General features: G+C 62.7%; 23 protein-coding genes. 13 read left to right on the top strand and 10 right to left on the bottom strand.

All coding sequences use genetic code 11. From position 1 onward, the window contains the following. Positions 1–18 precede the first annotated feature (18 nt). Positions 19–705, bottom strand: coding sequence for a TetR/AcrR family transcriptional regulator (locus tag AC3EML_RS16265; protein ID WP_023689911.1), 687 nt, complete (start codon positions 703–705; stop codon positions 19–21). Positions 706–790: 85 nt separating this feature from the next. Here AC3EML_RS16265 and AC3EML_RS16260 point away from each other — a divergent pair, with 85 nt between their 5' ends. The 6 genes from AC3EML_RS16260 to AC3EML_RS16235 all read left to right on the top strand — a co-directional run bounded on the left by AC3EML_RS16260 (position 791) and on the right by AC3EML_RS16235 (position 6,734). After that, a complete protein-coding gene (locus tag AC3EML_RS16260; protein ID WP_023705704.1) occupies positions 791–1,552 on the top strand; it encodes an NIPSNAP family protein in 762 nt (253 codons plus the stop codon). 127 nt (positions 1,553–1,679) lie between these two features. After that, the gene (locus tag AC3EML_RS16255; RefSeq protein ID WP_031246519.1) at positions 1,680–2,441 is read left to right on the top strand and encodes an SDR family oxidoreductase; all 762 of its coding nucleotides are present in this window, start codon (positions 1,680–1,682) and stop codon (positions 2,439–2,441) included. A 4-nt stretch (positions 2,442–2,445) separates the two neighbouring features. Further along, on the top strand, positions 2,446–3,531 hold the full coding sequence (locus tag AC3EML_RS16250) for a glycosyltransferase family 10 domain-containing protein (RefSeq protein WP_245262867.1): 1,086 nt from the start codon (positions 2,446–2,448) through the stop codon (positions 3,529–3,531). 582 nt (positions 3,532–4,113) lie between these two features. Further along, complete coding sequence (gene fumC / locus AC3EML_RS16245; RefSeq protein ID WP_023671491.1) at positions 4,114–5,511, top strand: class II fumarate hydratase; 1,398 nt, start codon at positions 4,114–4,116, stop codon at positions 5,509–5,511. A gap of 255 nt (positions 5,512–5,766) precedes the next feature. Next, positions 5,767–6,189 carry a DoxX family protein gene (locus tag AC3EML_RS16240; RefSeq protein WP_352520960.1) on the top strand — a complete coding sequence of 141 codons (423 nt, stop codon included), beginning with the start codon at positions 5,767–5,769 and terminating at the stop codon, positions 6,187–6,189. Positions 6,190–6,326: 137 nt separating this feature from the next. Continuing rightward, positions 6,327–6,734: a DoxX family protein gene (locus tag AC3EML_RS16235; protein ID WP_023715186.1), complete on the top strand. Its 408-nt coding sequence runs from the start codon at positions 6,327–6,329 to the stop codon at positions 6,732–6,734. A gap of 262 nt (positions 6,735–6,996) precedes the next feature. Here AC3EML_RS16235 and ppx read toward each other — a convergent pair whose 3' ends face one another. After that, complete coding sequence (gene ppx, locus AC3EML_RS16230) at positions 6,997–8,529, bottom strand: exopolyphosphatase (RefSeq protein WP_023804989.1); 1,533 nt, start codon at positions 8,527–8,529, stop codon at positions 6,997–6,999. Then, positions 8,529–10,721 (bottom strand): RNA degradosome polyphosphate kinase, encoded by a 2,193-nt coding sequence (locus tag AC3EML_RS16225; RefSeq protein ID WP_023689905.1) that lies wholly within the window; start codon positions 10,719–10,721, stop codon positions 8,529–8,531. Before AC3EML_RS16225 ends, ppx begins: the two co-directional genes overlap by 1 nt. A gap of 234 nt (positions 10,722–10,955) precedes the next feature. On the opposite strand from AC3EML_RS16225, the gene AC3EML_RS16220 reads away from it, so the two are divergent. Together AC3EML_RS16220 and AC3EML_RS16215 are read left to right on the top strand one after the other, a co-directional pair. Further along, complete coding sequence (locus tag AC3EML_RS16220) at positions 10,956–11,201, top strand: zinc-finger domain-containing protein (RefSeq protein ID WP_023705697.1); 246 nt, start codon at positions 10,956–10,958, stop codon at positions 11,199–11,201. A 19-nt stretch (positions 11,202–11,220) separates the two neighbouring features. Further along, positions 11,221–12,459, top strand: coding sequence for an FAD-dependent monooxygenase (locus AC3EML_RS16215; protein ID WP_352520961.1), 1,239 nt, complete (start codon positions 11,221–11,223; stop codon positions 12,457–12,459). Between the two features lie 223 nt (positions 12,460–12,682). On the opposite strand, the gene AC3EML_RS16210 is transcribed toward AC3EML_RS16215, so the two are convergent. The 6 genes from AC3EML_RS16210 to AC3EML_RS16185 form a co-directional block, all read right to left on the bottom strand. Next, positions 12,683–13,333 (bottom strand): TIGR02117 family protein, encoded by a 651-nt coding sequence (locus tag AC3EML_RS16210; protein WP_352520962.1) that lies wholly within the window; start codon positions 13,331–13,333, stop codon positions 12,683–12,685. Between the two features lie 105 nt (positions 13,334–13,438). After that, positions 13,439–14,242 (bottom strand): amino acid ABC transporter ATP-binding protein, encoded by an 804-nt coding sequence (locus AC3EML_RS16205; protein WP_023671483.1) that lies wholly within the window; start codon positions 14,240–14,242, stop codon positions 13,439–13,441. 22 nt (positions 14,243–14,264) lie between these two features. Next, positions 14,265–15,422: an amino acid ABC transporter permease gene (locus tag AC3EML_RS16200; protein ID WP_023684325.1), complete on the bottom strand. Its 1,158-nt coding sequence runs from the start codon at positions 15,420–15,422 to the stop codon at positions 14,265–14,267. A 4-nt stretch (positions 15,423–15,426) separates the two neighbouring features. Continuing rightward, positions 15,427–16,614: an amino acid ABC transporter permease gene (locus tag AC3EML_RS16195; protein WP_023689901.1), complete on the bottom strand. Its 1,188-nt coding sequence runs from the start codon at positions 16,612–16,614 to the stop codon at positions 15,427–15,429. A gap of 62 nt (positions 16,615–16,676) precedes the next feature. Continuing rightward, positions 16,677–17,705, bottom strand: a complete 1,029-nt coding sequence (locus tag AC3EML_RS16190) for an amino acid ABC transporter substrate-binding protein (protein WP_023684327.1) — start codon at positions 17,703–17,705, stop codon at positions 16,677–16,679. Between the two features lie 89 nt (positions 17,706–17,794). Continuing rightward, the gene (locus AC3EML_RS16185) at positions 17,795–17,986 is read right to left on the bottom strand and encodes a hypothetical protein (protein WP_023684328.1); all 192 of its coding nucleotides are present in this window, start codon (positions 17,984–17,986) and stop codon (positions 17,795–17,797) included. A gap of 178 nt (positions 17,987–18,164) precedes the next feature. On the opposite strand from AC3EML_RS16185, the gene AC3EML_RS16180 reads away from it, so the two are divergent. The 5 genes from AC3EML_RS16180 (at position 18,165) to AC3EML_RS16160 (ending at position 22,381) form a co-directional block, all read left to right on the top strand. Continuing rightward, a complete protein-coding gene (locus tag AC3EML_RS16180) occupies positions 18,165–19,334 on the top strand; it encodes a cystathionine beta-lyase (protein ID WP_352520963.1) in 1,170 nt (389 codons plus the stop codon). Between the two features lie 224 nt (positions 19,335–19,558). Then, entirely contained in the window at positions 19,559–20,647 is a 1,089-nt protein-coding gene (locus AC3EML_RS16175; protein ID WP_352520964.1) for an HPP family protein, read from the top strand. A gap of 103 nt (positions 20,648–20,750) precedes the next feature. Continuing rightward, positions 20,751–21,419: an RNA polymerase sigma factor gene (locus AC3EML_RS16170; RefSeq protein WP_352521097.1), complete on the top strand. Its 669-nt coding sequence runs from the start codon at positions 20,751–20,753 to the stop codon at positions 21,417–21,419. Positions 21,420–21,534: 115 nt separating this feature from the next. Beyond that, the gene (locus AC3EML_RS16165; protein ID WP_023697729.1) at positions 21,535–22,059 is read left to right on the top strand and encodes a DUF4142 domain-containing protein; all 525 of its coding nucleotides are present in this window, start codon (positions 21,535–21,537) and stop codon (positions 22,057–22,059) included. A gap of 10 nt (positions 22,060–22,069) precedes the next feature. After that, a complete protein-coding gene (locus tag AC3EML_RS16160; RefSeq protein ID WP_023730436.1) occupies positions 22,070–22,381 on the top strand; it encodes a cupredoxin domain-containing protein in 312 nt (103 codons plus the stop codon). Here AC3EML_RS16160 and AC3EML_RS16155 read toward each other — a convergent pair. Continuing rightward, positions 22,357–23,241: a crotonase/enoyl-CoA hydratase family protein gene (locus AC3EML_RS16155; RefSeq protein WP_352520965.1), complete on the bottom strand. Its 885-nt coding sequence runs from the start codon at positions 23,239–23,241 to the stop codon at positions 22,357–22,359. The two genes, AC3EML_RS16160 and AC3EML_RS16155, sit on opposite strands and share 25 nt — an antisense overlap. Between the last annotated feature and the right edge of the window lie 23 nt (positions 23,242–23,264).

Below are 23,264 nucleotides of genomic sequence, written 5' to 3'. Positions count from 1 at the left end.
AACAGCGCAGTTCCGGCCTCAAGGTTTTCCCGGCCGCAGCAGGATCCTGCGACGCCGCTTCGCTCTGCTCGGGAATGGCGGCGTTGAGCTGCCTTGAAGTTCGGCCAGGCAATCGCGCAGCACGCTGGCATCCTGTGCCGCCTTGGCCATCGACATGGCGCCGGAATAGGCGGCGATGGCGAGTGCCGCAAAGCGCTCGGGGTCGGTGCCCTGCTCCCTCCCCGACTGCTGGTCGGCTCGCACCTTGTCGGCAACCGCCTGACGCCATCCGGCAAAGATATCGTCCAGAGCGGCGCGGAAATCCGGGTCAGCGAGCGACAGTTCATGCGCCAGATTGTTGAGCGGACAGCCGCGCACGAAGCCTTGCTGCTCAAGCTCGGTCGCCACCGCCTCGAACACCGCGCGCACGCCTTCGCGCGCCGAGCCTGCCGCCCGTACAGGGTTGATCCAGGTTTCATCGAGGGCCGCTGCCACGCGCTCCTCGATCACCGCCAGAGCGAGCGCCTTCTTGGTCGGGAAATGATGATGCAGCGCGCCGCCGCTGACGCCTGCGGTCGTCATCAACTCGCCAAGAGCTGATGCATGATAGCCACGCGCCTGGAACGACGCTTCGGCGATATCGAGCACCTTGTTGCGCAGCCCTTCGGGATCGTTGGTGCGTTTTCGCGGCGGCCCTTTCGGAGCCCGAGCAATCTCTGCTGACATTTGCCAACGATAGCAGATTGACAAAACAGGACAACCGGTCTGTTTTATAAACCGGATGATCATCCTGTTTTTTGGAGACGACACAATGACCGTACCCCTGAATGCGCCTGCGACGGCAAGCCTGCTCGCTTCGCCTGTCGTCGAGTTGCGGCAGTACACGCTGAAGCCGGGCCGGCGCGAGACGCTGATCGACATCTTCGACAGTCGGTTCATCGAAGGCCAGGAACACGCCGGCATGACCATCATCGGACAGTTCCGCGACCTCGACCGCCCCGACATATTCGTCTGGCTGCGCGGCTTCGATGGCATGGAAGCGCGGAAGCAGGCGCTCACCGCCTTCTATGACGGGCCGGTGTGGACGGCGCACCGCGACGCCGCCAATGCGACGATGATCGATTCCGACGATGTGCTGCTCTTGAAGGCGGCATGGCCAGGCGCCGGCTTCGATCTGTCAGGCGCGCAGCGAGGCGCCATGGCGGCGGATGGAAAGCCAAGCGCAGACAATGGCTTGACCGGTGTTGTTGTCATCCAGATTCATCATCTGCGGTCTGGCGCCGAAGCCGATTTCGCCGGCAATTTCGAAACGGATGCCGTTCCGGTCCTTATCGGCGCCGGCGGACGGTTGCTTGGCGCCTTCATCACCGAGCACGCCGAAAACAGCTTTCCCCGCCTGCCGGTGCGCTTGAGCGAAAACGTCTTTATCGCGGTGACGGGTTTCAACAGTCCCGAGGCGCATGCCAGTTACGAAGCCGCAGTTGCCGCTTCGCCCCAATGGCAAGCGGCCGATGTGACCTGGCGGACCGAAACCTTGCGCCTGACGCCGACGTCGCAGTCGCTGCTGCGGTAACCGGATCGGCACGCGGCCAACCGAAGTTCATACTGAGCGATAGGCCGGCGGCTTGACCGCCCTCGCCGATCGGCATTGCCTTCGTGACGCGGGCAACAGCGAGAGCATTCGATGCGACTGGCCTTCAATGAGACTTTCTGGCAAACGAGCACTGGTGACCGGCGGCTCGGACGGCATCGGCCTGGCGATATCGGAAGCTTTCTTGCGCGAGGGCGCCGACGTGCTGATCGTCGGTCGCGACACCAGCAAGCTCGAGACCGCCCGCGAGACCCTTGCGGCGGAGGGCAACGTCGGCACCCAGTCGGCCGATCTCTCGACCTCTTCCGGCATCGATGCCGTGGTCGATCGCGCGAAAGCAACCGGCCCACTCGACATCCTCGTCAACAATGCCGGCGTCGCCTATCTGGTGCCGTTCGAGACCGTCACCGAGCACCTCTTCCAGCAATCCTTCGCGCTCAATGTGACGGCGGCGTTCTTCCTTACCCAGCGGCTGCTGCCGCATCTCGGCGCCAACGCCTCCGTCATCAACATCTCGTCCTACTTCGCCGACAAGATGATCCCGAAGCGGCCGTCGAGCCTGTATTCCTTGTCCAAGGGCGCGCTGAATTCGCTGACCAAGTCGCTGGCCTTCGAGCTTGGTCCGCGCGGCATCAGGGTCAATGCGATTGCGCCCGGCACGGTCGACACCGCCATGCGGCGCAAGTCGATCGACAACCTGCCGGCGGCAGCGCAAGCCGAGCTGAAAACCTATGTCGAGCGCAGCTACCCGCTCGGCCGCATCGGCCAGACCAGCGATCTTGCCGGCATCGCCGTCTATCTCGCCAGCGATGAGGCGGCGTGGACCAGCGGCGGCATTTTCGCGATCGATGGCGGGTATACGGCGGGGTGACCGTTTGGACGGCCCTCGGCCTCGAACAAGCGGAGCACTTGACCAAACTTCCGATACCGCGTCTGTCTGCAGATTGAGCAATGCTTCAGACATTCGTGGTGCCATGCCGTCTATCGATCCACTGATCCTCTTCTACACAACGTTCTTCAGCAAACCCGTCGATATCGCGTCGATACAGTGCGAAATGCCCGGGCGGTGGACACTGGACAAACGACGGATTTCCGAGGCCGCGGCAGTCGTCTTCCATATTCCGAACTTTCGCGAAGTTGGCGATGCCTACAAATACCCTGGTCAATATTGGGTCGCCTGGTCGATGGAATGCGGCCAAAACTACAAGCGACTTGCCGACCCCAAAATCATGCGGCACTTCGATATCATCATGACGCATGAATCCCGGTCCGATGTCTGGGTACCCTACCTTCCGCGTGCGGTGTGGTGGAAAGATGCGCTGGCCAGACCAATCGTGCCGAAAACGGAAGAAGCGCCGGTCGCACTCTTCCAGTCGGCCGGCCTGAATTATAGCGGCCGTGTCGATCTGGCGAACGAACTGGCGCGCCACATGAAGATCGATTCTTATGGCCGATATCGCAACAACCGATCGGTCTCTGGCCCCGATCTGGGCTCGAAGACCAAGATCGAAACCATTGCGCGGCACAAATTCTGCCTGGCCATGGAGAACTCGATCGAGGCCGACTATGTCACCGAGAAAATCTATGACGCGTTCATGGCCGGCACGGTGCCGATCTACCTTGGCGCTCCCAATGTGGACGAGTTCGTTCCGGAGCACTCCTTTATTGACGCCAGGGCCTTCGCCAGCGCCAGCGATCTTGCAGCCTATCTCCAGCGCCTGATAGCAACGCCGCAAGACTACGAGGCTTATTTCGACTGGCGCTCAAAGCCATTGCCCGACAATCTCGTCAAACGGGTGCAATCATTGGAAACACCCGCGTTCTGCAGACTGATGAGCGTCGTGCGCCAGCGTCTGGAGGCGCGGACAAGCAAGCCTTCCGGACGGCGAACACTTCCGTTCGGCTATAGATCCTATCTCAGGACAAAGCTGCGCCGTTGGAGGAAAAAGGTTCCGAGCTGACGGTCCGCGATCAGGCGCGCTTTCAGCAAAATACGGAGGACAAAGAGCGTCCCTTGCGACGTCGAGACGGCTTCGACCTTGCCGCCATGCATCTTGGCAATCCCCGAGGCTATGTGGAGGCGCTCCCAGGGTGGACTTGAAATTCTCGGCTTCGCGATCCGAAGCTCGATCCGGATGCGATGCCGGATTTTGGTCGGGAAACTGAACAGAAGGACAAGCGCGTAAGCTACCTCATCGCTGCTGTTGCCTGTGAGACGCCGGTACGGATGGTAGTTTGGATCGTGTGGCAGCGTCGCTCGTAGGTAGACGTGAATTGCGCATTGCTGATCCTGGGGGAAGTTTGCGTAGAGCAATCCGCCAGCTCGACATGATCTCATCGAGCAAATCCGCAAGTTTCCGTCCACTTTATGGGATCAAGCCGCACTGAGGAGCAATTTCCTTCACACGAAAGTGGAGGGTGCAGGATCCCGAAGGCCGGCGCTACCGCTTCAACCGATTTACTGCCTGCCGGCCGCAATCTCTGCTTGAAGGCCATTGTGCAACGCGATACGCCGTTGCCGAATTCGATCGTCGGAGAGACAAGTGACCGCTGCCAGGACCAGAACCGAAACCGACACGTTCGGCCCCATCGAGGTTGCCGCCGACCGTTACTGGGGCGCGCAGGCGCAGCGTTCCCTCGGCAATTTCAGGATAGGCTGGGAAAAGCAGCCGGCCTCGATCGTGCGTGCGCTCGGCATCGTCAAGCGAGCGGCGGCGGAAGCCAATATGGAGCTGAAGCGGCTCGATCCGGAAGTCGGCAAGGCGATCATCGAGGCGGCGCAAGAGGTGATCGACGGCAAGCTCAACGACCATTTCCCGCTGGTCGTGTGGCAGACCGGCTCGGGCACGCAGTCCAACATGAACGCCAACGAGGTGATCTCCAACCGGGCGATCGAACTTCTGGGCGGCGTCATGGGCTCGAAGAAGCCGGTGCACCCCAACGACCACGTCAATATGAGCCAGTCGTCGAACGACACCTACCCGACAGCCATGCACATCGCTTGCGCCGAGCGCATCGTGCACGATCTGCTGCCGGCGCTTAGGCATCTGCACGCCGCGCTCGAGGTCAAGACAAAGGCTTTCGCCCACATCATCAAGATCGGCCGCACCCATACGCAGGATGCCACCCCCCTCACGCTGGGCCAGGAATTTTCCGGCTATGCCGCACAGGTGGCCTCTTCGATCAAGCGCATCGAGATGACGCTGCCCGGCCTGCAGGAACTGGCGCAGGGCGGCACCGCAGTCGGCACCGGCCTCAATGCGCCGGTCGGCTTTGCGGAAAAGGTGGCGGCGCGCATCGCCGACATTACCGGCATTGCCTTCGTCACCGCGCCGAACAAGTTCGAGGCGCTCGCCGCGCACGATTCCATGGTGTTCTCGCATGGCGCCATCAACGCGGCGGCCGCCGCCCTCTTCAAGATCGCCAACGACATCCGCTTCCTCGGCTCCGGCCCGCGCTCGGGCCTCGGCGAACTGTCGCTGCCGGAAAACGAGCCGGGTTCCTCGATCATGCCTGGCAAGGTCAACCCGACGCAGTGCGAGGCTCTGACGCAGGTCTGCGTGCAGGTGTTCGGCAACAACGCCTCGCTGACCTTCGCCGGCAGCCAGGGCCATTTCGAGCTCAACGTCTACAACCCGCTGATGGCCTACAACTTCCTGCAGTCGGTGCAGCTGCTGGCCGACGCTTCGATCTCCTTCACCGACAATTGCGTCGTCGGTATCGAGGCGCGCGAAGACAACATCAAGGCCGCGCTCGACCGCTCGCTGATGCTGGTGACAGCGCTGGCGCCGACGATCGGGTACGACAATGCCGCCAAGATCGCCAAGACCGCGCACAAGAAGGGCACCACCTTGCGCGAGGAAGCACTGGCCACCGGGCTGGTCAGCGAGGCAGACTACGACCGGCTGGTGCGGCCGGAGGACATGACGCATCCGGGTTAAGCGATTCCAGGGAAAGTGCCTTGCGTTTCCTCGGGAAGCGCGCAGCCCCTCTTCTTGGGAATTGCGTCAACTAGAATCCGAATTGTGTGGCGGGACAATTTGCTCCCGCCGCTGCTGGCCGCGACAAGAATTTTGCGTCGGTCGAACGATCCCGAAATGTACGTCCTGTGAACAATGTGTCGCCGGACTGGCGGCTTTGGTGAACAGTCGGCTTGGTCTATCTGACGGGACATCAACCCTTTTCGGAGAGCCACCATGTCCATCAACACTTCCGCTGCCGGCGCCGGCATCGCGTCCAACAGTTCCACCACCATCCTGCTCGGCCGCATCCTGCTCGCCGCCACCTTCCTGCTTTCCGGCTTCGGCAAGCTCACCGCCATTTCGGGCACCGCCGGCTATTTCGGCGCCATGGGCCTGCCGGTGCCGACCATAACGGCCATTGTCGTCGGCCTGATCGAATTGCTCGGCGGCCTTGCCGTGCTCGTTGGCTTTCAGACCCGCATCGCCGCCTGGGTGCTCGCGGTCTTCACCATCGCCTCGGCCTTTGTCGCCCATACCGGCTGGGCCGACCAGAACCAGATGATCCATTTCCTGAAGAACGTCGCCATCACCGGGGGTTTCCTGCTGCTGGCTTCCTCAGGCCCTGGCGCCTACTCGATCGACGCCAAGCGCGGCTGAGCTTTCCCTCCCAAGCCTGAAAAAAGCGGCGTGGAATTTTCCACGCCGCTTTTTCGTTGTCTGCCCAAGCGCGCGCCCGTCCCATCCCTGCTAGGATCGGTCTCGAAACAGCCGGCGGACAGACAACGGAGATGACCATGCCCCGCGATGCATTGCTTCTGATTTCCCGGCTGCTGCTCGCCGCCCTGCTCGTTCCCTCCGGCTACCACGCGCTCGCCGACATTGCCGGGACGACCGGCTATTTCGCCGGCCTCGGCATGCCATTGCCGACGCTTGCCGCCTGGGGCACCGGGCTGTTCGAGTTGATTGCCGGTCTCTTGATACTGGTCGGCTTTCAGACGCCGGTCGTTGCGATACTTCTTGCCGCTTTCTGCATCGTTGCAGGCTCCATCGGCCACTACGGCCAGGGCGGCGATGACCCGATGCTCACCTTCCTGCACCAGCAGATGCTGATGAAGGATATTGCCATCGCCGGCGGATTCCTGGCGCTAGCCATGGCCGGCGCCGGGGCCTGGTCGATCGACGGGCGCGGTGCCGCGGTCTGATATCGTCAAATATCGTCCCGGTTGAACCATCGATGCCCGAGGCAGGTCGACCCCCACTCCGTCTCGGCTTCGCCGAGCCCCCTCTCCCCCGATCGACGGGGTAGAGGAAGGGCGCGAGCCTATTGCCGCCAACGCTTTCCAACGAGGCTCCCTTCCTTTCCCTCCGGAGGGGGAAGGTGGCGGTGCGAAGCAGCGACGGATTGAGGAAGCCGGTGCTCGAACGCGAGGCCGACGACGACATGGTTTTGCTGTCAGGCCGCGCCTACTTCACCGACACGCTCTGCCCACCCTCGACCGCCAGCACCAGCCGGCGGTTGGTGATCCGCGCCAGTTGCGCCAGCCGTCCGGCCGGGCGTTCGCCGTAAAGATCGGAAAGTGAGGCCGGCAGCACCAGCGCCAACGTGCCATTGCCGCGGTTTTCCCATTTCAGCCGCGGCATGACGCCGGGCATGGCCGCAGTCAGCAGATAGACGACGCGCAGCACCGCCGCCAGGATGCGGGCGCGCTCGAGATAGCGCGGCGTCGCCAGGCCGCGGATTTCCGGCGCCGCATCGTTGAACACGCCTTCGTGGCGGAACAGGCCGACCAGCGCCAGGAAGGCACGGCCGGGGTGATCGACGCCAATGAAGGATGCGTGGGCAATGATGTTGAGCGACTGCTTGCCGCGATATTCCGGGTGTGCGCGCCAGCCTATATCGGCCAGCAGACAGGCAGCGTGGCGATAGCGTGCCTCATCCTCCGTCTCGTCGATGCCGAAGGCGGCAAAGGTCTTGTCCGTCCATTCAACAAGCTCATGCGCATGGGTGACCGAGCGCGACCGCAGCCGCGCCAGTTCCTCCGAAGCGGAGACCAGCGGATCGGCCTTCTGCTCGGCAGGGTCGAGCAGCGAATAGAGAAACCCTTCGCGCACGCCCAATGCCGAGACGATGATCTTCGACGGTTGCATCGCCGCCATGATCTCCTGCAGCACGACCGCGCCATAGGGCAGCAGCGAACGGCGGTTCTTCGACACACCTTCGATGCCCTTGACCTTCTCGATCTCGCCTTTCGCCACCTGCTTCAGGAAATTGGCGGCGCTTTCGACACCGATCTCATAGTGGTGCATGACGCCAAGCGGGTAGTTGGTCATTTCCATGTGCAGCCGGGCAAGGTTTCGCCAGGTGCCGCCAACGGCGTAAAAGGGCCGTCCCAGCCCGCCCTTCAACAATTTGGCGCGCGCCAGTTCGTCGCGGGTGATCTTTGCCGCCTGGGCGAGCGAATTCCTGGCCATGTCCTGCAGCCGCAGGCCACCCAGCGGCAGCGTGATGCCGTCGCCGATCGCCTCGCCATTGATGTCGATAAGCTCCAGGCTGCCGCCGCCAAGATCACCGGCAATGCCATTGGCGGGGTGGAAGCCCGAAATGACGCCAAGCGCCGAATAATGCGCCTCCTGCCGGCCAGTGAGCACGCGGATCTCGGTCTTGAGCACATCCTGGGCGCGGTGGATGAAATCGGGGCCGTTGATCGCTTCGCGGGCCGCGGCCGTCGCCAACACATACATGTGCTCCGCGCCGGCCTGGTCGGAGAGCGCACGGAAACGGCGGAACTCCTCCATCGAGCGCGTCACCGCCTCGGGGTCGAGCTTGCCGGTCGAAACGATGCCGCGGCCTAGGCCGGCCAGCATCTTTTCGTTGAACAGCAAGGTCGGCGAGCGCGCCAGCCCCTCATAGACGACAAGGCGGATCGAGTTCGAGCCGATGTCGATAATGGACAGCGGCCGGCGATCCTGCAGCCGGCCTTGGGACGTTGAAATCATCAGCCGGTGTTCTTCTTGCGACGCTTGAACTGCGCGATGCGCTTGGGCGCATGCGACTTCAGCGCGTCACCCCGTCCCGACAGGCTCGGATTGGTCATGAAATATTCCTGCGCGTTGAACGGTTCCTCACCCTCCTCCAGCACGACGCGCCGGGAGGTTCCGTCAGCCAATACGTCGAAACTTTGCTGGTTGTCCATGATGTTGCCCAGCATGATCTGGCCAAGGATCTGTTCATGCACCGTCGGGTTGGTGATCGGCACCATGGTCTCGACGCGGCGGTCGAGATTGCGTGGCATCAAGTCGGCCGAGGCGATGTAGACGATCGCCTCGTCCGACGGCAGGCCATGGCCGTTGCCGAAGCAATAGATGCGGCTGTGTTCGAGGAAGCGGCCGACGATCGACTTGACCCTGATGTTTTCCGACAGGCCGGGCACCTGCGGCCGCAGGCAGCAGATGCCGCGCACGACGAGATCGATCTCGACGCCGGCACGGCTGGCGTCATAGAGCGCATCAATGATGTTGGGATCGACGAGCGCGTTCATCTTCATCCAGATGCGCGCCGGACGGCCAGCCAGCGCGTGGGCGACCTCGTCGGCAATGTGCTTGAGGATACGGCTGCGCAGCGTAAACGGCGAGATGGCGATCCGCATCTCATCGGTCGGCTCGGCATAGCCGGTGATGAAGTTGAACAGCTGGGCGACATCGCGCGCGATCGTCGGATCGGTGGTGAAGAAGGACAGGTCGGTGTAGATGCGCGCGGTCACCGGATGGTAGTTGCCGGTGCCGAGATGGACATAGTTGCGCAGCTTGCCGTCCTCGCGCCGCACCACAAGCGACATTTTCGCATGGGTTTTGAGTTCGAGGAAGCCGAACACGACCTGGACGCCGGCGCGTTCGAGGTCGCGCGCCCAGCGGATGTTGGCTTCCTCGTCGAAGCGCGCCTTGAGCTCGACCAGGGCGGTCACCGACTTGCCGGCCTCGGCCGCGTCGACCAAGGCGCGCACGATCGGGCTGTCGTTGGAGGTGCGGTAGAGCGTCTGCTTGATTGCCACCACCTCCGGGTCGGCCATTGCCTGGCGCAGGAACTGGACCACCACGTCGAAGGATTCATAGGGGTGGTGGACGACGATGTCCTTCTCGCGGATGGCCGCGAAACAATCGCCGCCATGCTCGCGGATGCGCTCGGGAAAGCGCGGATTGTAGGGGGTGAACTTCAGGTCGTCGCGCGGCACGGCGACGATCTCGGAAATCTGGCTGAGCGCCAGCGGGCCGGTCAGAACGCTGATGCGGCTCGAAGAGACGCCAAGCTCGCCGGCGACGAACTCGCGCAATTCACCGGGCATCGACTTGTCGAATTCGATGCGGATGACCGAACCGCGGCGGCGCCGCTTCAGCGCCGTCTCGAACAGGCGCACGAGATCTTCCGACTCTTCCTCGACCTCGATATCGCTGTCCCGGATGATGCGGAAGGTGCCGGAACCCTTGACCTCATAGCCGGGGAACAGCTTGCCGATATAGAGGCCGACAGCCTCCTCCAGTGGAATGAAGCGAACGTGCTGCTTGCGGTCGGGCAGGCGGATGAAGCGCTTCAGCGCCACCGGCAGGCGCAGAAGCGCGCTCATCTCCTCGCCATTCTTGCGGTGGCGCAATTGCAGCGCCATCGAGAAGCCGAGATTGGGAATGAACGGAAACGGATGCGCCGGGTCGATCGACAGTGGAGTCAGGACCGGGAAGACCTGGTCCTGGAAATGATCTTCCAGCCAGACTTTCTCATCCTTGGTCAGTGCATCGCGGGTGATGCTCTCAATGCCTTCCTTGTTGAGCAGCAACATCAGCGCCGAAAGGCTGTTCTGCTGGTCCTCCTGCAGCCGCTCGACCTCGCGCAGCAATTGTTCCAGCTGCTGCTCCGGCGTGCGGCCGTCGGGGCTCTTGAGCGCAATGCCTTCGCGCACCTGGCCGGCAAGGCCGGCGACGCGGACCATGAAGAATTCGTCGAGATTGGCGGCTGAAATCGACAGGAAACGGACGCGTTCGAGCAGCGGATGGTGCTGGTTCTGGGATTCCTCGAGCACACGCCGGTTGAACTGCAGCCAGGAGAACTCACGGTTGACGAACCGATCGGGGTTGCCGCCCTCGGGGCTCGCCACCTCGACATTGATGAATTCGCTCTGCACCGGCTTCAGTTCGTTCATGGTTCCTGCTCTTCCCCCGCCAACCGTCCCTTGGAGCGCCGCTGGACGTGCCATGCCTCTAACACGCTTTTGTGGCGCATGACCCTTCGGCGAAAACCGTTCCGATTTCAGGGACATGCACTTAACCGGCTCAACGTATCCTCTGACAGGCTTTTGCGACAGTTTCATTTCATCGATCTTGCAAACAGGCCTGTTATGTTCCAGATGCTTTTCGACGAGATCAAGGAGACGACGATGGCAGGCGGTTCCATTCCCCATTTCCAGAACGATGCGGGCCATCCGGCAATCGACATCGGCGTCAAGGAATTCATGTGCACCGGCGCCAACCCGCCCTTCGACCACCCGCATGTGTTCCTCGACATGGGCGACGACAATGAAAAGGTCTGTCCCTACTGCTCGACGCTCTACCGCTATTCGGCGAAGCTGAGGGCGACGGAAACGCTGCCGGCCGGTTGCCTTTATATCGACCAGGCCGCCTGATCCTTCCGCGACAAGCCCGATGGAAGACATCAGGTCCCGGCAGGTCATAATCGCCGGGGCCGGCATCGCCGGGCTGACCGCTGCCCTTGCCTTCGCCGGACGGGGTTATCCGGTAAAGCTGATCGAACAGGCACAGCACCTAGACGCGGCCGGCGCCGGCATCCAGCTTTCGCCCAACGCAACACGCATTCTTGGAAAACTCGGCGTGCTCGACCGGCTGCTGCCGGCAGCGTTGCGGCCGGAAGCGGTCGTGCTCAAGGACGCCGGGACGCTGCGCGAACTGGCGCGGGTACCGCTTGGGCAAGCCGCCGAAGCGCGCTGGCAGGCGCCTTATCTCGTCGCTCACCGCGCCGATCTGCAGGCAGCGCTGCTGGCGCAAATGGCCGAACGGCCAGAGATTGAGCTCATCACCGGCGCCCGCGTGACCGGCATCGTCAAAGACGCGCAATATGTCGCCGTGACCGCCGAAGTGGACGGCCGCGAGATCGAGGCACGCGGCAAACTGCTGGTCGGCGCCGACGGCGTCTGGTCGGCGGTCCGGGCGCAACTCGCAGGCGAGGACTTCGTCAAAAGCCGTTTTTCGGGCGAACTCGCCTGGCGGGCTACAATCGCAGCCGACGGTGCGGCCGGAGAAGCCTTTGCCGCGATCGGCGCCGCCGACTGCGTCACCACGTTCCTGCATCCTGGCTTCCACATGGTCGCCTACCCCGTCAGCAAAGGCCAGGCCTTCAATCTCGCCGCCTTCACCAAGGGTGAGCGCATGGCCGAAGGTTGGTCGGGCCATGCCGATCCCGCGATCCTCACGGCTGCCCTGCGCGGCACCGCGCCGGGCCTGACGAAGCTTGTGGCACTGGCCGGCCCATGGACGGCCTTTCCGATCCACACCGTCGAACAGAAGCGGTGGACGAGCCCGCAGGGCATCGCGCTGATCGGCGACGCCGCGCACGCGATGACGCCGTTTGCGGCGCAAGGTGCCGCGATGGCGATCGAAGATGCCATCACGCTTGCCGAGGCTATCGCCGATTTCCCTGGCGATCTGCCCAGAAGTTTTCGAATCTGGGAAAATCTTCGGCGGCCGCGTGTCGCCAAGGCCGCGCGTCGTGGGGCCGTAAACCGCCTCGCCTGGCATGCTGCCGGCCCGGTGGCGATCGCCCGCAATCTGTTCCTGGCCATGCGCTCGCCCGACAAGCTCGCCGCCGACCTCGACTGGCTCTATGGATGGCGAGCGGACACTCGGCAGTCTAGATCGTCGACGTAGCGATCCTTCCCACCCCCCTCTGTCCTGCCGGACATCTCCCCCGCAAGGGGGGAGATTGGATGTCGCCGTCGCCTTCGCCAAAATCGCCGGCGTTGCAGCAGGAGCGCCGCGGGCAAAACGGCTGATCTCCCCCCTTGCGGGGGAGATGGCCGGCAGGCCAGAGGGGGGTGCCGTCCCGCTGACTTCAAAAGATCCAACACTGTCGCGGTGCGATGAAGGACTGCTAGTTATAAAACCGCATCGACAAGCCCAGCGAGGCCGGCAGCGGGTTCCACCAGCCGGTGCGCAGGCCGGCGGCTGTCCAGGTGTTGCAGCCGACCAGCGCGTTGAAATGGCCGTTCGCCTCGAAGAAGCGGTCGAAGCTGGAATAGGCGGCGTTCTCGATGACCACAGGACCGTGCGGCCCTTGCTGGAAACTCGCGTCGATATAGTCGAGCAGCGCTGCAAAACGTTCCTCATCGATGTCGAAACCGGTGGCAGCAGGGTGCGGCTCGGCGATGGCCCCGGCGATATCGACATGCATGACCGAGGCGTCCAGTGTCAGCGCCTTGAGGACGGGCACTGTCTTCAGCTGCGACCAGCTCGGCGTCTCCAGATAGAAGGCCCGGCCGCCCCAGCCAAAGACGATGTAGCGCACTTCCGGGGCGTCGACAGGGATGCCGGCAGCGACCAGGAAATGGAAGCGCCGGCGCACCTCGTCATCGACGGGAATGGCGATGTCGGTGTGGATCGGATTCTCCAGCACCAGAATATGGCGCGTGCCCTCACCCGCCGCTGACGCCGGCCACAGCGGACGCGGCACCAGCGTGCCGAGCGTGGCAGCGAGCGCGACCACGATAATCAGCATGGCCAGGAAACGCAGGGTTTTTCTCATGCGGCGGCGGCTTTGCGTTTCAATGGAGAAGATCAATCCCGACCCCAGATAGCAAAAGAGCCCGGCCGCATTGCGGCCGGGCTCTTTTGCTTCGCATGAAAATGCTCAGTGCAGGATCTGCGACAGAAACAGCTTGGTGCGCTCGTGGCGCGGATGGTCGAAGAACTCGGCCGGCGTGTTCTGTTCGACGATCTGGCCCTGATCCATGAAGATCACCCGGTTGGCCACTTTGCGGGCAAAGCCCATTTCGTGGGTGACGCACAGCATGGTCATGCCTTCCTCGGCCAGGCCCACCATCGTCTCCAGCACTTCCTTGATCATTTCTGGATCGAGCGCCGAGGTCGGCTCATCGAACAGCATGATGCGCGGGTTCATGCACAGCGAACGCGCTATCGCCACGCGCTGCTGCTGGCCGCCCGACAGCTGGCCCGGATATTTGTTGGCCTGTTCGGGGATCTTGACGCGCTTGAGGAAGTGCATGGCGATTTCCTCGGCCTGCTTCTTCGGCGTCTTGCGCACCCAGATCGGCGCCAGCGTGCAGTTCTCCAGGATGGTCAGATGCGGGAACAGGTTGAAGTGCTGGAACACCATGCCGACCTCGCGGCGCACCTCGTCGATCTTCTTGAGATCGTTGGTGAGTTCCTTGCCGTCGACGATGATCTTGCCCTTCTGGTGCTCTTCCAGCCGGTTGATGCAGCGGATCATGGTCGACTTGCCCGAGCCCGAAGGACCGCAGATGACGATGCGCTCGCCGCGCATCACCTTGAGGTTGATGTCCTTCAGCACATGGAACTCGCCATACCATTTGTGCATGCCGATGATGTCGATTGCGACATCGGTGGTCGAGATGTGCATCTTCTTGGCATCGACCTTGATCTCTTCGGCGCTGACGGCGTTTTCTATGACCATGGCAGGTTCCCCTTATTTGTTTTTAACGTTTGTGGCCGGTGTCCAGCCGGCGTTCCGTATACATCGAATAGCGCGACATGCCGAAGCAGAACAGCCAGAAGACGAAGGCAGCGAAAATCAGGCCGGACTTGGTGGTCTGCGGCGTCGCCCAGTTGGGATCGGAGAAGTTCTGCTTGACGACACCGAGCAGGTCGAACATCGAGATGATGATAACCAGGCTTGTGTCTTTCAACATGCCGATGAAGGTGTTGACGATGCCGGGTATGACCAGCTTCAGCGCTTGCGGCAGCACGATAAGGTTCATCTTCTGCCAGTAACCGAGACCAAGCGAATCCGCACCCTCATACTGGCCCTTGGGGATCGCCTGCAGACCGCCGCGCACCACCTCCGCCATGTAGGCGGCGGCAAACAACGAGAAGCCGATCAGCGCCCTGAGGAACTTGTCGAAGGAAACGCCGGGGGGCAGGAACAGCGGCAGCATGACGCTGGCAAAGAACAGGACGGTGATCAGCGGGATGCCGCGAACGAATTCGATGAAGATAACGCACAGCATCTTGACTATCGGCATCTTCGAGCGCCGACCGAGCGCCAGCACGATGCCGAACGGCAGCGACACTGCAATGCCGACGAAGGCCAGGCTGAGCGTCACCAGCAGGCCGCCCCATAGCTGCGTCTCCACATGCGGCAGGCCGAACATGCCGCCGACCAGCAGCACGAAAGCGACGATCGGCAGCACCAGGAAAAGCAGGATCGCGTTCAGCCCCTTGCGCGGCACGCGCGGGATCAGCAGCGGCACCAGCAGCGCCACGAATAGTATGGCGACCAGGATCGGCCGCCAGCGCTCCTCAATAGGATAGCGGCCGAGCATGAATTGGCCGAACTTGGCGTTGACGAACGCCCAGCAAGCGCCGGACCAGCCATCCGGCTGAACGCCGCCTTGCGCCGCCGTGGCGCATACCGAGCGATCGGACCCTACCCACTGGGCGCTGATGAAGGCCCAGTTGATGATTGGCGGCAGGATCATCACCACCAGTGCGATGCCCAGTACGGTCAGGATGGTGTCGCCCACCGAACCGATCAGGTTCTTGCGGACCCAGGCGATAGGCCCCCGCACGCCGGCCGGCGCCTGTTGCGCCAGTGCCATTTCGGTCCGCACCCAAGCGGTATCATGTTCCTGCATGGCCTTACCTCTCCACCAGCGCCATCCTGGCGTTGACCACATTCATGACCGCCGACGTCACCAGGCTGATGACGAGATAGACGACCATCATGATCAGCACGTTTTCGACCGCCTGCCCCGTCTGGTTGAGCACTGTGCCGGCGGTCGCCGTCAGATCCGGGTACGCAATAGCGATGGCCAGCGATGAGTTCTTGGTCAGGTTGAGATACTGGCTGGTCAGCGGCGGGATGACGATGCGCATGGCTTGCGGCACGACGACAAGCCGCAGGATCGATCCCGGCCGCAATCCCAGAGCACCAGCCGCTTCCGACTGGCCCTTCGAGACGCCGAGAATGCCGGCACGCACGATCTCTGCAATAAAGGAGGCCGTGTAGCAGGACAGCGCCAGATAGAGCGAAAGGAATTCCGGCCCGATGTGGAAACCGCCGGCCAGGTTGAAGGTCGATTGCTTCGGAAAATCGAAGGTCAGGGGAAAGCCGCTCAGCGCATAGGCCAGAAGCGGCAGGCCGACGATCAGCGCCAGGGACGTCCAGAACACGGGAAACTGCTGACCGGTCGCCATCTGCCGCTGGCGCGCCGTGCGGGCGACGAACCATGCCATGGCGATGCCGACAAGCAAGGCGACAAAGATCAGCCAGGAGCCATCACCCCAGATGGCACGAGGAAGATAGAAGCCGCGCTGGTTGAGAAAAGAGCCGAATGGCAGGTTGATGCTTTCGCGCACCACGGGCAAGACCGCCAGCACGCCCGAATACCAGAAGAAGATCACCAGCAGCGGCGGGATGTTGCGGAAAATCTCGACATAGACCGTGCAGATCTTGCGGATCAGCCAGTTGTGCGACAAGCGGCCGATGCCGACGATGAAGCCGATGATGGTTGCGGTGATGATGCCGGCAACGGCGACGATGAGGGTGTTGATCAGCCCGACGACAATGGCTTTGCCATAGGTGTCGTCCGAGTTGTAAGGGATGGCACTGACTGAGATATCGAAGCCGGCACGGCTTTTCAGGTAGCCGAACCCGGAAGAAATGTGCAGGCGCTGCAGATTGTCGATGACGTTGTGGACAATCCACCAGACGCTCGCCACCAGCAAGACGACAACCACCGCCTGGAAGACAACTCCACGGACTTTTGGATCGTTGATGAAGGAACCGCGGCTCGGCTCCTCGCGTAGGACTTCCTGCGACGCCATTGCCCATCCCCTGCAAAGAGAAACCGGAAGGCAGACAATCTGCCTTCCGGATCGCATTTCGATCAGCGGATCGGTGGCGCGTATTGCAGGCCGCCCTTGGTCCACAGCGCATTGATGCCGCGCGCGATCTTCAGCGGGCTGCCGGTGCCGACATTGCGCTCGAACATCTCACCGTAATTGCCGACTGCCTTGACGATGTTGACGACCCAGTCATTGCTAACGCCGAGATCGGTGCCGATCTTGGTTTCGGGTTCCTGGCCGAGCACGCGCTTGATCTCCGGGTTGTCCGAGGTCTTCATCTCGTCGACATTGGCCTGGGTGATGCCCAGTTCCTCTGCCTGCAGCAGCGCGAAATAGGTCCACTTGACAATGTGGTACCACTGGTCGTCCCCCTGGCGCACGGCCGGGCCGAGCGGTTCCTTGGAGATGATCTCGGGCAACACGACATGGTCTGCCGGCGCGCTGAGCGTCAGGCGGATGCCGTAGAGACCCGACTGGTCGGTGGTGTAGACATCGCAACGGCCCGCGTCATAGGCGGCGTTGACCTCTTCAAGCTTTTCGAAGACGACCGGGTTGTACTCCATCTTGTTCGCCTTGAAGTAGTCGGCGAGGTTGAGCTCGGTCGTGGTGCCGCTCTGCACGCAGACTGCCGCACCCGAAAGCTGCAGCGCCGAATTGACGCCCGGCAGCTTCTTGGCGTTGATCATGAAGCCCTGGCCGTCATAATAGGTGACGCCGACGAAGTTCAGGCCAAGTGCCGTATCCCGATTGATGGTCCAGGTGGTGTTGCGCGACAGGATGTCGACTTCGCCCGACTGCAGCGCGGTGAAGCGCTCCTTGGCGCTGAGCGGCGTGAACTTGACCTTGGTGCCGTCGCCGAAGACGGCGGCCGCGACCGCGCGGCAGAAATCCACATCGATGCCTTTCCATTCACCCTTGTCGTCAGGCGCAGCGAAGCCGGCAAGACCTGTGTTGGTACCGCACTGGATGAAGCCTTTCGCCTTGACGTCGTCGAGCGTGCTCGCCGACGCGGCCGAAGCCATCCATCCAAGCGCAGCGGCGCCGAGAATGCCAATTGCAATGTGTTTCATAACCCACAGACCCTTTTCTGTTTTCAGGTAAACCCTGATCCTCAGGCAAATCCTGATCTTTTCCCGCGTGAACCCGGCTCCCATCCGGCTCATTCCCGGAACCCCGCGTCGTAACCGACGCCCGGCCCCTCCCATTCACGAACTGCATCGAAGGCGATTATCTCTGTGAGGTCAAGGGAAATGACCGTTTCACGACAGCTTTGAAAACCAATTGCCGCAAATGCCTGAATTGCAGACAACAGCATCAGGAAAGCAGCAAGCCCCGCAAATAAAACCGGCAAAGTCCGTCGACGCTAATCCACATCCACTCATGAAATCCGCGGCTCTGGATCGCCACGCATTCCAGACTATTCATGGGGGAATTGGCCTATGCAAAGGGCACCGCCTGGCGGGCGCCCGCTGTTGCACAGCCAATGCCGCCGCTCTATGGCTAGCGCTTTCACCACAAGGCGAAGAGCAATGGCGACTGACGGCAACGAAATGGGTATCAACACGCGGCTTGCCCATTCGGGCAACAATCCGCACGACTATTTCGGCTTCGTCAATCCGCCGATCGTGCATGCCTCGACCGTGCTCTATCCCAATGCGTCGGCGATGGCGGCGCGCAGCCAGAAATACACCTATGGCACACGCGGCACGCCGACCACCGATGCGTTGGCGCATGCGATCGACGCGCTGGAAGGCTCCGCCGGCACCATAATCGTGCCGTCGGGCCTGGCGGCGGTGACCGTCCCGTTGCTGGCGTTTCTCTCGGCAGGCGATCACATCCTGATTGTCGATTCCGTCTACCATCCGACCCGCAATTTCGCCGACACGATGCTGAAGCGGCTGGGTGTCGAGGTCGAGTATTACGATCCGCATGCCGGCGCCGGCATCGCCAGCTTGATCAAGCCGAACACCAAAGTCGTGTTTACGGAATCACCGGCCTCCAACACCTTCGAGGTGCAGGACGTTCCGGCAATCGCCAAGGCGGCGCATGAAACGGGCGCCATCGTCATGATGGACAACACCTGGGCAACGCCGCTCTATTTCCGTCCGCTCGACCACGGCGTCGATATCTCGATCCATGCGGCGACGAAATATCCGGCCGGCCATTCGGACGTGCTGCTGGGCACAGTGTCGGCCAATGCCAACTGCTGGAAGCAGCTTTGCGAGACGTTCTACACGATGGGCTGCTGCGCCGGCCCCGACGACGTCTACCAAGTCCTGCGCGGCCTGCGCACGATGGGCGTTCGGCTGGATCACCATCAAAAGAGCGCGCTTGCCATTGCCGCCTGGCTTGAAGGCCAGCCCGGCGTGGCCCGCGTGCTGCACCCGGCGCTCTCCAGCCACCCCGACCACGCGGTGTGGAAGCGTGATTTTTCCGGCTCGAGCGGCATCTTTTCCATCGTGCTCAAAGGCGGCGGCCAGAGACAGCAGCATGCCTTCCTCGATGCGTTGAAAATCTTCGGTCTCGGCTATTCCTGGGGCGGCTATGAGAGCCTTGCCGTGCCGGTCTTCCTCGGCGACCGTACCGTCGCCAAGGGCCCCTATGACGGCCCGCTGATCCGGCTGCAGATCGGGCTCGAGGATGTCGAGGACCTCAAGGCCGATATCCTGCGCGGGCTGGAAGCGGCCGCTGCGGCATGACACCAGCAAACTTGCCAAGCTGATTCCGCTAGCCGGCTTAACCCGTTGAAAGGATTGGCGAGCGACTTTCGTAGGACGATCGACCTCGCAAAGCCGCTCATCGGTCAACCAAGCGCAATGTTATTTCCCCAACGCGCTTTTTCGGATCGGTTTGACTTTCAAAATCGTCGGTCCAACGCCATTGCAGGCGCTGCGCGCACAATTCCAGCCGGACTGAGCTTGCCATGGCCTTTCGTCTCTTTGTCCCCATTCTCGCCGGCGCGACGCTGCGCGAGCGCCTCATCGCCTGCATCGGGGCGATGATCGGCATTGCGCTGACCGGCGCGATCGGCGCGCTGGTGCTTGGCAATGGCCCGCATGTGCCGCTGCTGGTGGCGCCGATGGGGGCGTCGGCGGTGCTGCTGTTTGCGGTGCCTGCAAGCCCGCTGGCGCAGCCATGGTCGATCATCGGCGGCAATACAATATCGGCGCTGGTCGGCGTGATCGTGGCCCATTTCGTCCCTCAGCCCGTTCTCGCCACGGGCATTGCCGTGGCGATGGCGATCGCCGCCATGTCGTTCTCGCGCTGCCTGCATCCGCCGGGCGGAGCCGCCGCACTGACCGCCGTGCTCGGCGGGCCGGCCGTGATCGGTGCCGGCTTCCTGTTTCCGTTCGTGCCGGTGGCGCTGAACTCCATGATGCTGGTCGCGCTCGGCTATGCTTTCCACAGGCTGTCGCGACGCAGCTACCCGCATGTGCCGGCCCCTGCCCCGAAAAGCACGCACGGAACCATCGATCCGCCGGCTCAGGAGCGCATCGGCTTCCGGGCCGAGGACATCGATGCCGCGCTGGCTGCGCTCGACGAGACCTTCGACATCGACCGCAACGATCTCGAACAGCTGCTGCGACAGGTCGAACTGCAAGCGACGATGCGCGCACACCGAACCATGTTGTGCGAGGACATCATGTCCCGCGACGTGATTTCGGTCGATGAACACGCGTCCGCCGATCGGGCGCGTCATCTGCTGCTCGACCACAATATCCGCACGCTGCCGGTTGTCGACAAGGACGCCAGGCTGGTCGGCACCGTTGGATTAAGGGAATTGGCGCGAGCCGACGAAGCCGTCGGAAGCGTTACCTCGACAGCGTCGACCGCCGCCGCCGGTACGCCCGCCATGGCCCTGCTACCGGTGCTCACCGACGGCCGCACCCATGCAGTCATCATCTTGGACGGGGACAGCCGCATCCTTGGCCTGATCACGCAGACCGACCTGCTTGCGGCCACGGCGCGAGCGCAGGCTGCTGACAAGCCGCTGGCGGAAGCAGTATTCTAGGCGCCGTCGGAGCCGGGCGAAAATGGCCGGGAACCTTTTGCCGGCGATGTCATCCAATGTCTTGATCGAGGTTTCGGACGGGGATTGGATCGAGGAACTGGCCATGCCTGCTATGTCTGTACCAATGCCCACAGCTGCTTCAAGCGAGATGCTTCTCGTGCGCCGCGCGCTGGCACGCGAAGGCAACGCCTTCCGCATCATCATGAAGACCCATAATCAGCGGCTCTATCGCATCGCTCGCGGGGTGGTGCGCAACGATGCTGAAGCCGAGGACATCGTCCAGGAGGCCTATGTCAGAGCCTTTGCCCATCTCGGTGCCTTTCGCGGGGAGTCCTCATTGGCCACCTGGCTGTCGCGCATCGTCATCAACGAGGCGCTCGGCCGTCTGCGCAAAAGGCGGCGGACGGTGGCGAAAAACCCGCAAGCCGAAATCATCCAGTTCCCCCTCAATCCCAGCGACGATCCGGAGCGGACGATGGCGCAGCGGCAGATCCTCGAGTTGGTGGAACGGGCGACCGACAGCCTGCCCGATGTTTATCGGACGGTGTTCGTGGCGCGGGTTATCGAGGGGCTCAGTATCGAGGAGACCGCCGAGCTGCTTGGCGTGCGGCCGGAAACCGTCAAGACAAGGCTACACCGCGCCCGCGCCCTGGTACGCAAGGCACTCGACGACCAGATCGGGCCGGTGCTGCTCGACGCCTTCCCGTTTGCCGGACGGCGCTGCGACAGGCTGACCAGCGCCGTCATGCAGCGGCTCGGCCTGGAGAGCTGATCATCGGCTGATTTGGCCGATTTCCCCGGGAACGTTTGCCACCGCTGCGCATCCAATGACCGTCAACTGAAAAACATGGCCCGGCGCGATCCCGCGTCCGGGCGAAGGAGATGCCATGCTTACCCGACACACCGCCGCCCTCGCTGCCTTGCTGCTGCTTGGCGCTGCCCCGCTCGCACAAGCCGCCGACAAGCCGACGGACCCTCAGATCGCCCACATCGCCTACACGGCGGGCGTCATCGATGTGGAAGCCGCCAAGCAGGCGATCAAGAAATCGAAGACCAAGGAGGTCGTGGATTTCGCCAACGACATGGTGCGCGACCACGAAGCGGTCAACGCGCAGGCACTGGAACTGGTAAAGAAGCTGAAGGTGACGCCGGAAGACAACGCAACCAGCCAGGCGCTGACCAAGGCTGCGGCCGAGGAGCGGGCGAAGCTCGCCAAACTCGACGGCGCAGCCTTTGACAAAGCCTATGTCGACAACGAGATCGCCTACCACAAACAGGTCGACGGCGCGCTTGAAACCCTTTTGATCCCATCGGCCAGCAACGCCGAGTTGAAGAGCCTGCTGCAGACCGGCCTGAAGATTTTCCAGGGCCATGAACAGCACGCCGAGCATGTTGCAGGTATGCTGAAGTAAGGACCAGGCCATGTCGAAACGGCTGCTATGGATTGCACTGGCGCTGGTCTTCGGGACCTCACCCGTGCAGGCCGAAACCATCCAGGTCACCATCGACAAGCTTGTCTTTTCGCCGGCCACCGTCGAGGCGAAGGTCGGCGACACGATCAAGTGGGTGAACAATGACGTGTTCGCCCACACGGCTACCGTCAAGGGCGGCTGGGAAGTGATGATCCCACCGAAGTCAACAGCGAGCCTGACCCTGCAGAAGGCGGAAGCGGTCGACTATTTCTGCCGCTTCCACCCCAACATGAAAGGTCATGTGGCCGTGACGGCGCCTTGATCGCGGTCCGCAAGCCCGTCCTGCTGCGTTGAGGCTCGCCTGGCTTCATCCGGCCGGGTGATGTGCGTCCACGAGCCGTGACAGCCCGGCTGGCGGCGTGCGATCCAGGCATCCAGCCCTTCGCGCAGATCAGCGGTCGGAGCCATGCGGGCGAACTGCTCGGCCTCGACAGCCAAGCCATCCGCGATGCTCTGGTTCAGGCCGCGCGCCACTGCTGTGAGGATCGAGGCAATTGCTGCAGGAGAATGCCTGGTCATGCGCCGGGCGAGATCAATTGCGGCGGGCATCAGCTCCTCATGCGGCACCACCTGATTGACGAGGCCGAGTTCGAGGGCGCGCGGCGGCGGGAACCAATCGCCGGTCAACAGCAGCTCGAGCGCCCTCTTGCGCCCTGCCAGCCTCGGAAGCCGCTGCGTGCCGCCGAAAGCAGGCGGCATTGCAAGGTTGATCTCAGGCTTGGCGAACAAGGCGCGGTCGCTGGCGATAGCGAGCGGCACGGCTTCGGTGATCTCGCAGCCGCCGCCGAAGGCGATGCCGTTGACGGCGGCGATGACGGGCTTGCGGAACGCCTCCAGCCTTGCCGTCAGCCGCTGTCCGCGCATGACGAAGTCGCGCAGGGCAACGTCGACGCCGATGGCCACGCTGCCTGAGAATTCATGGATGTCGCCGCCGGCGGAGAAGGCGCGCTCTCCTGCTCCAGTGAGGATGACGGCGCGGATGGCATCGTCGGTCTCGGCGGCATCGAGGAGCGCAAGCAGGCGATCAATCAGCGCATAGTTCAAGGCGTTGAGCTTCTCCGGCCGATTAAGTGTGAGGATGGCGATCCCGTTGCGGGCCCCGGTGAGCACAAGCTCGGTCATGTCTTTTCCTTCCCTGTGTTTGT

The sequence above is a fragment of the Mesorhizobium sp. P170090 genome (genome assembly GCF_057786115.1).
The sequence above is the reverse complement of the archived record's forward strand: the minus strand, read 5'-3'. Positions and strand labels throughout refer to the sequence as shown.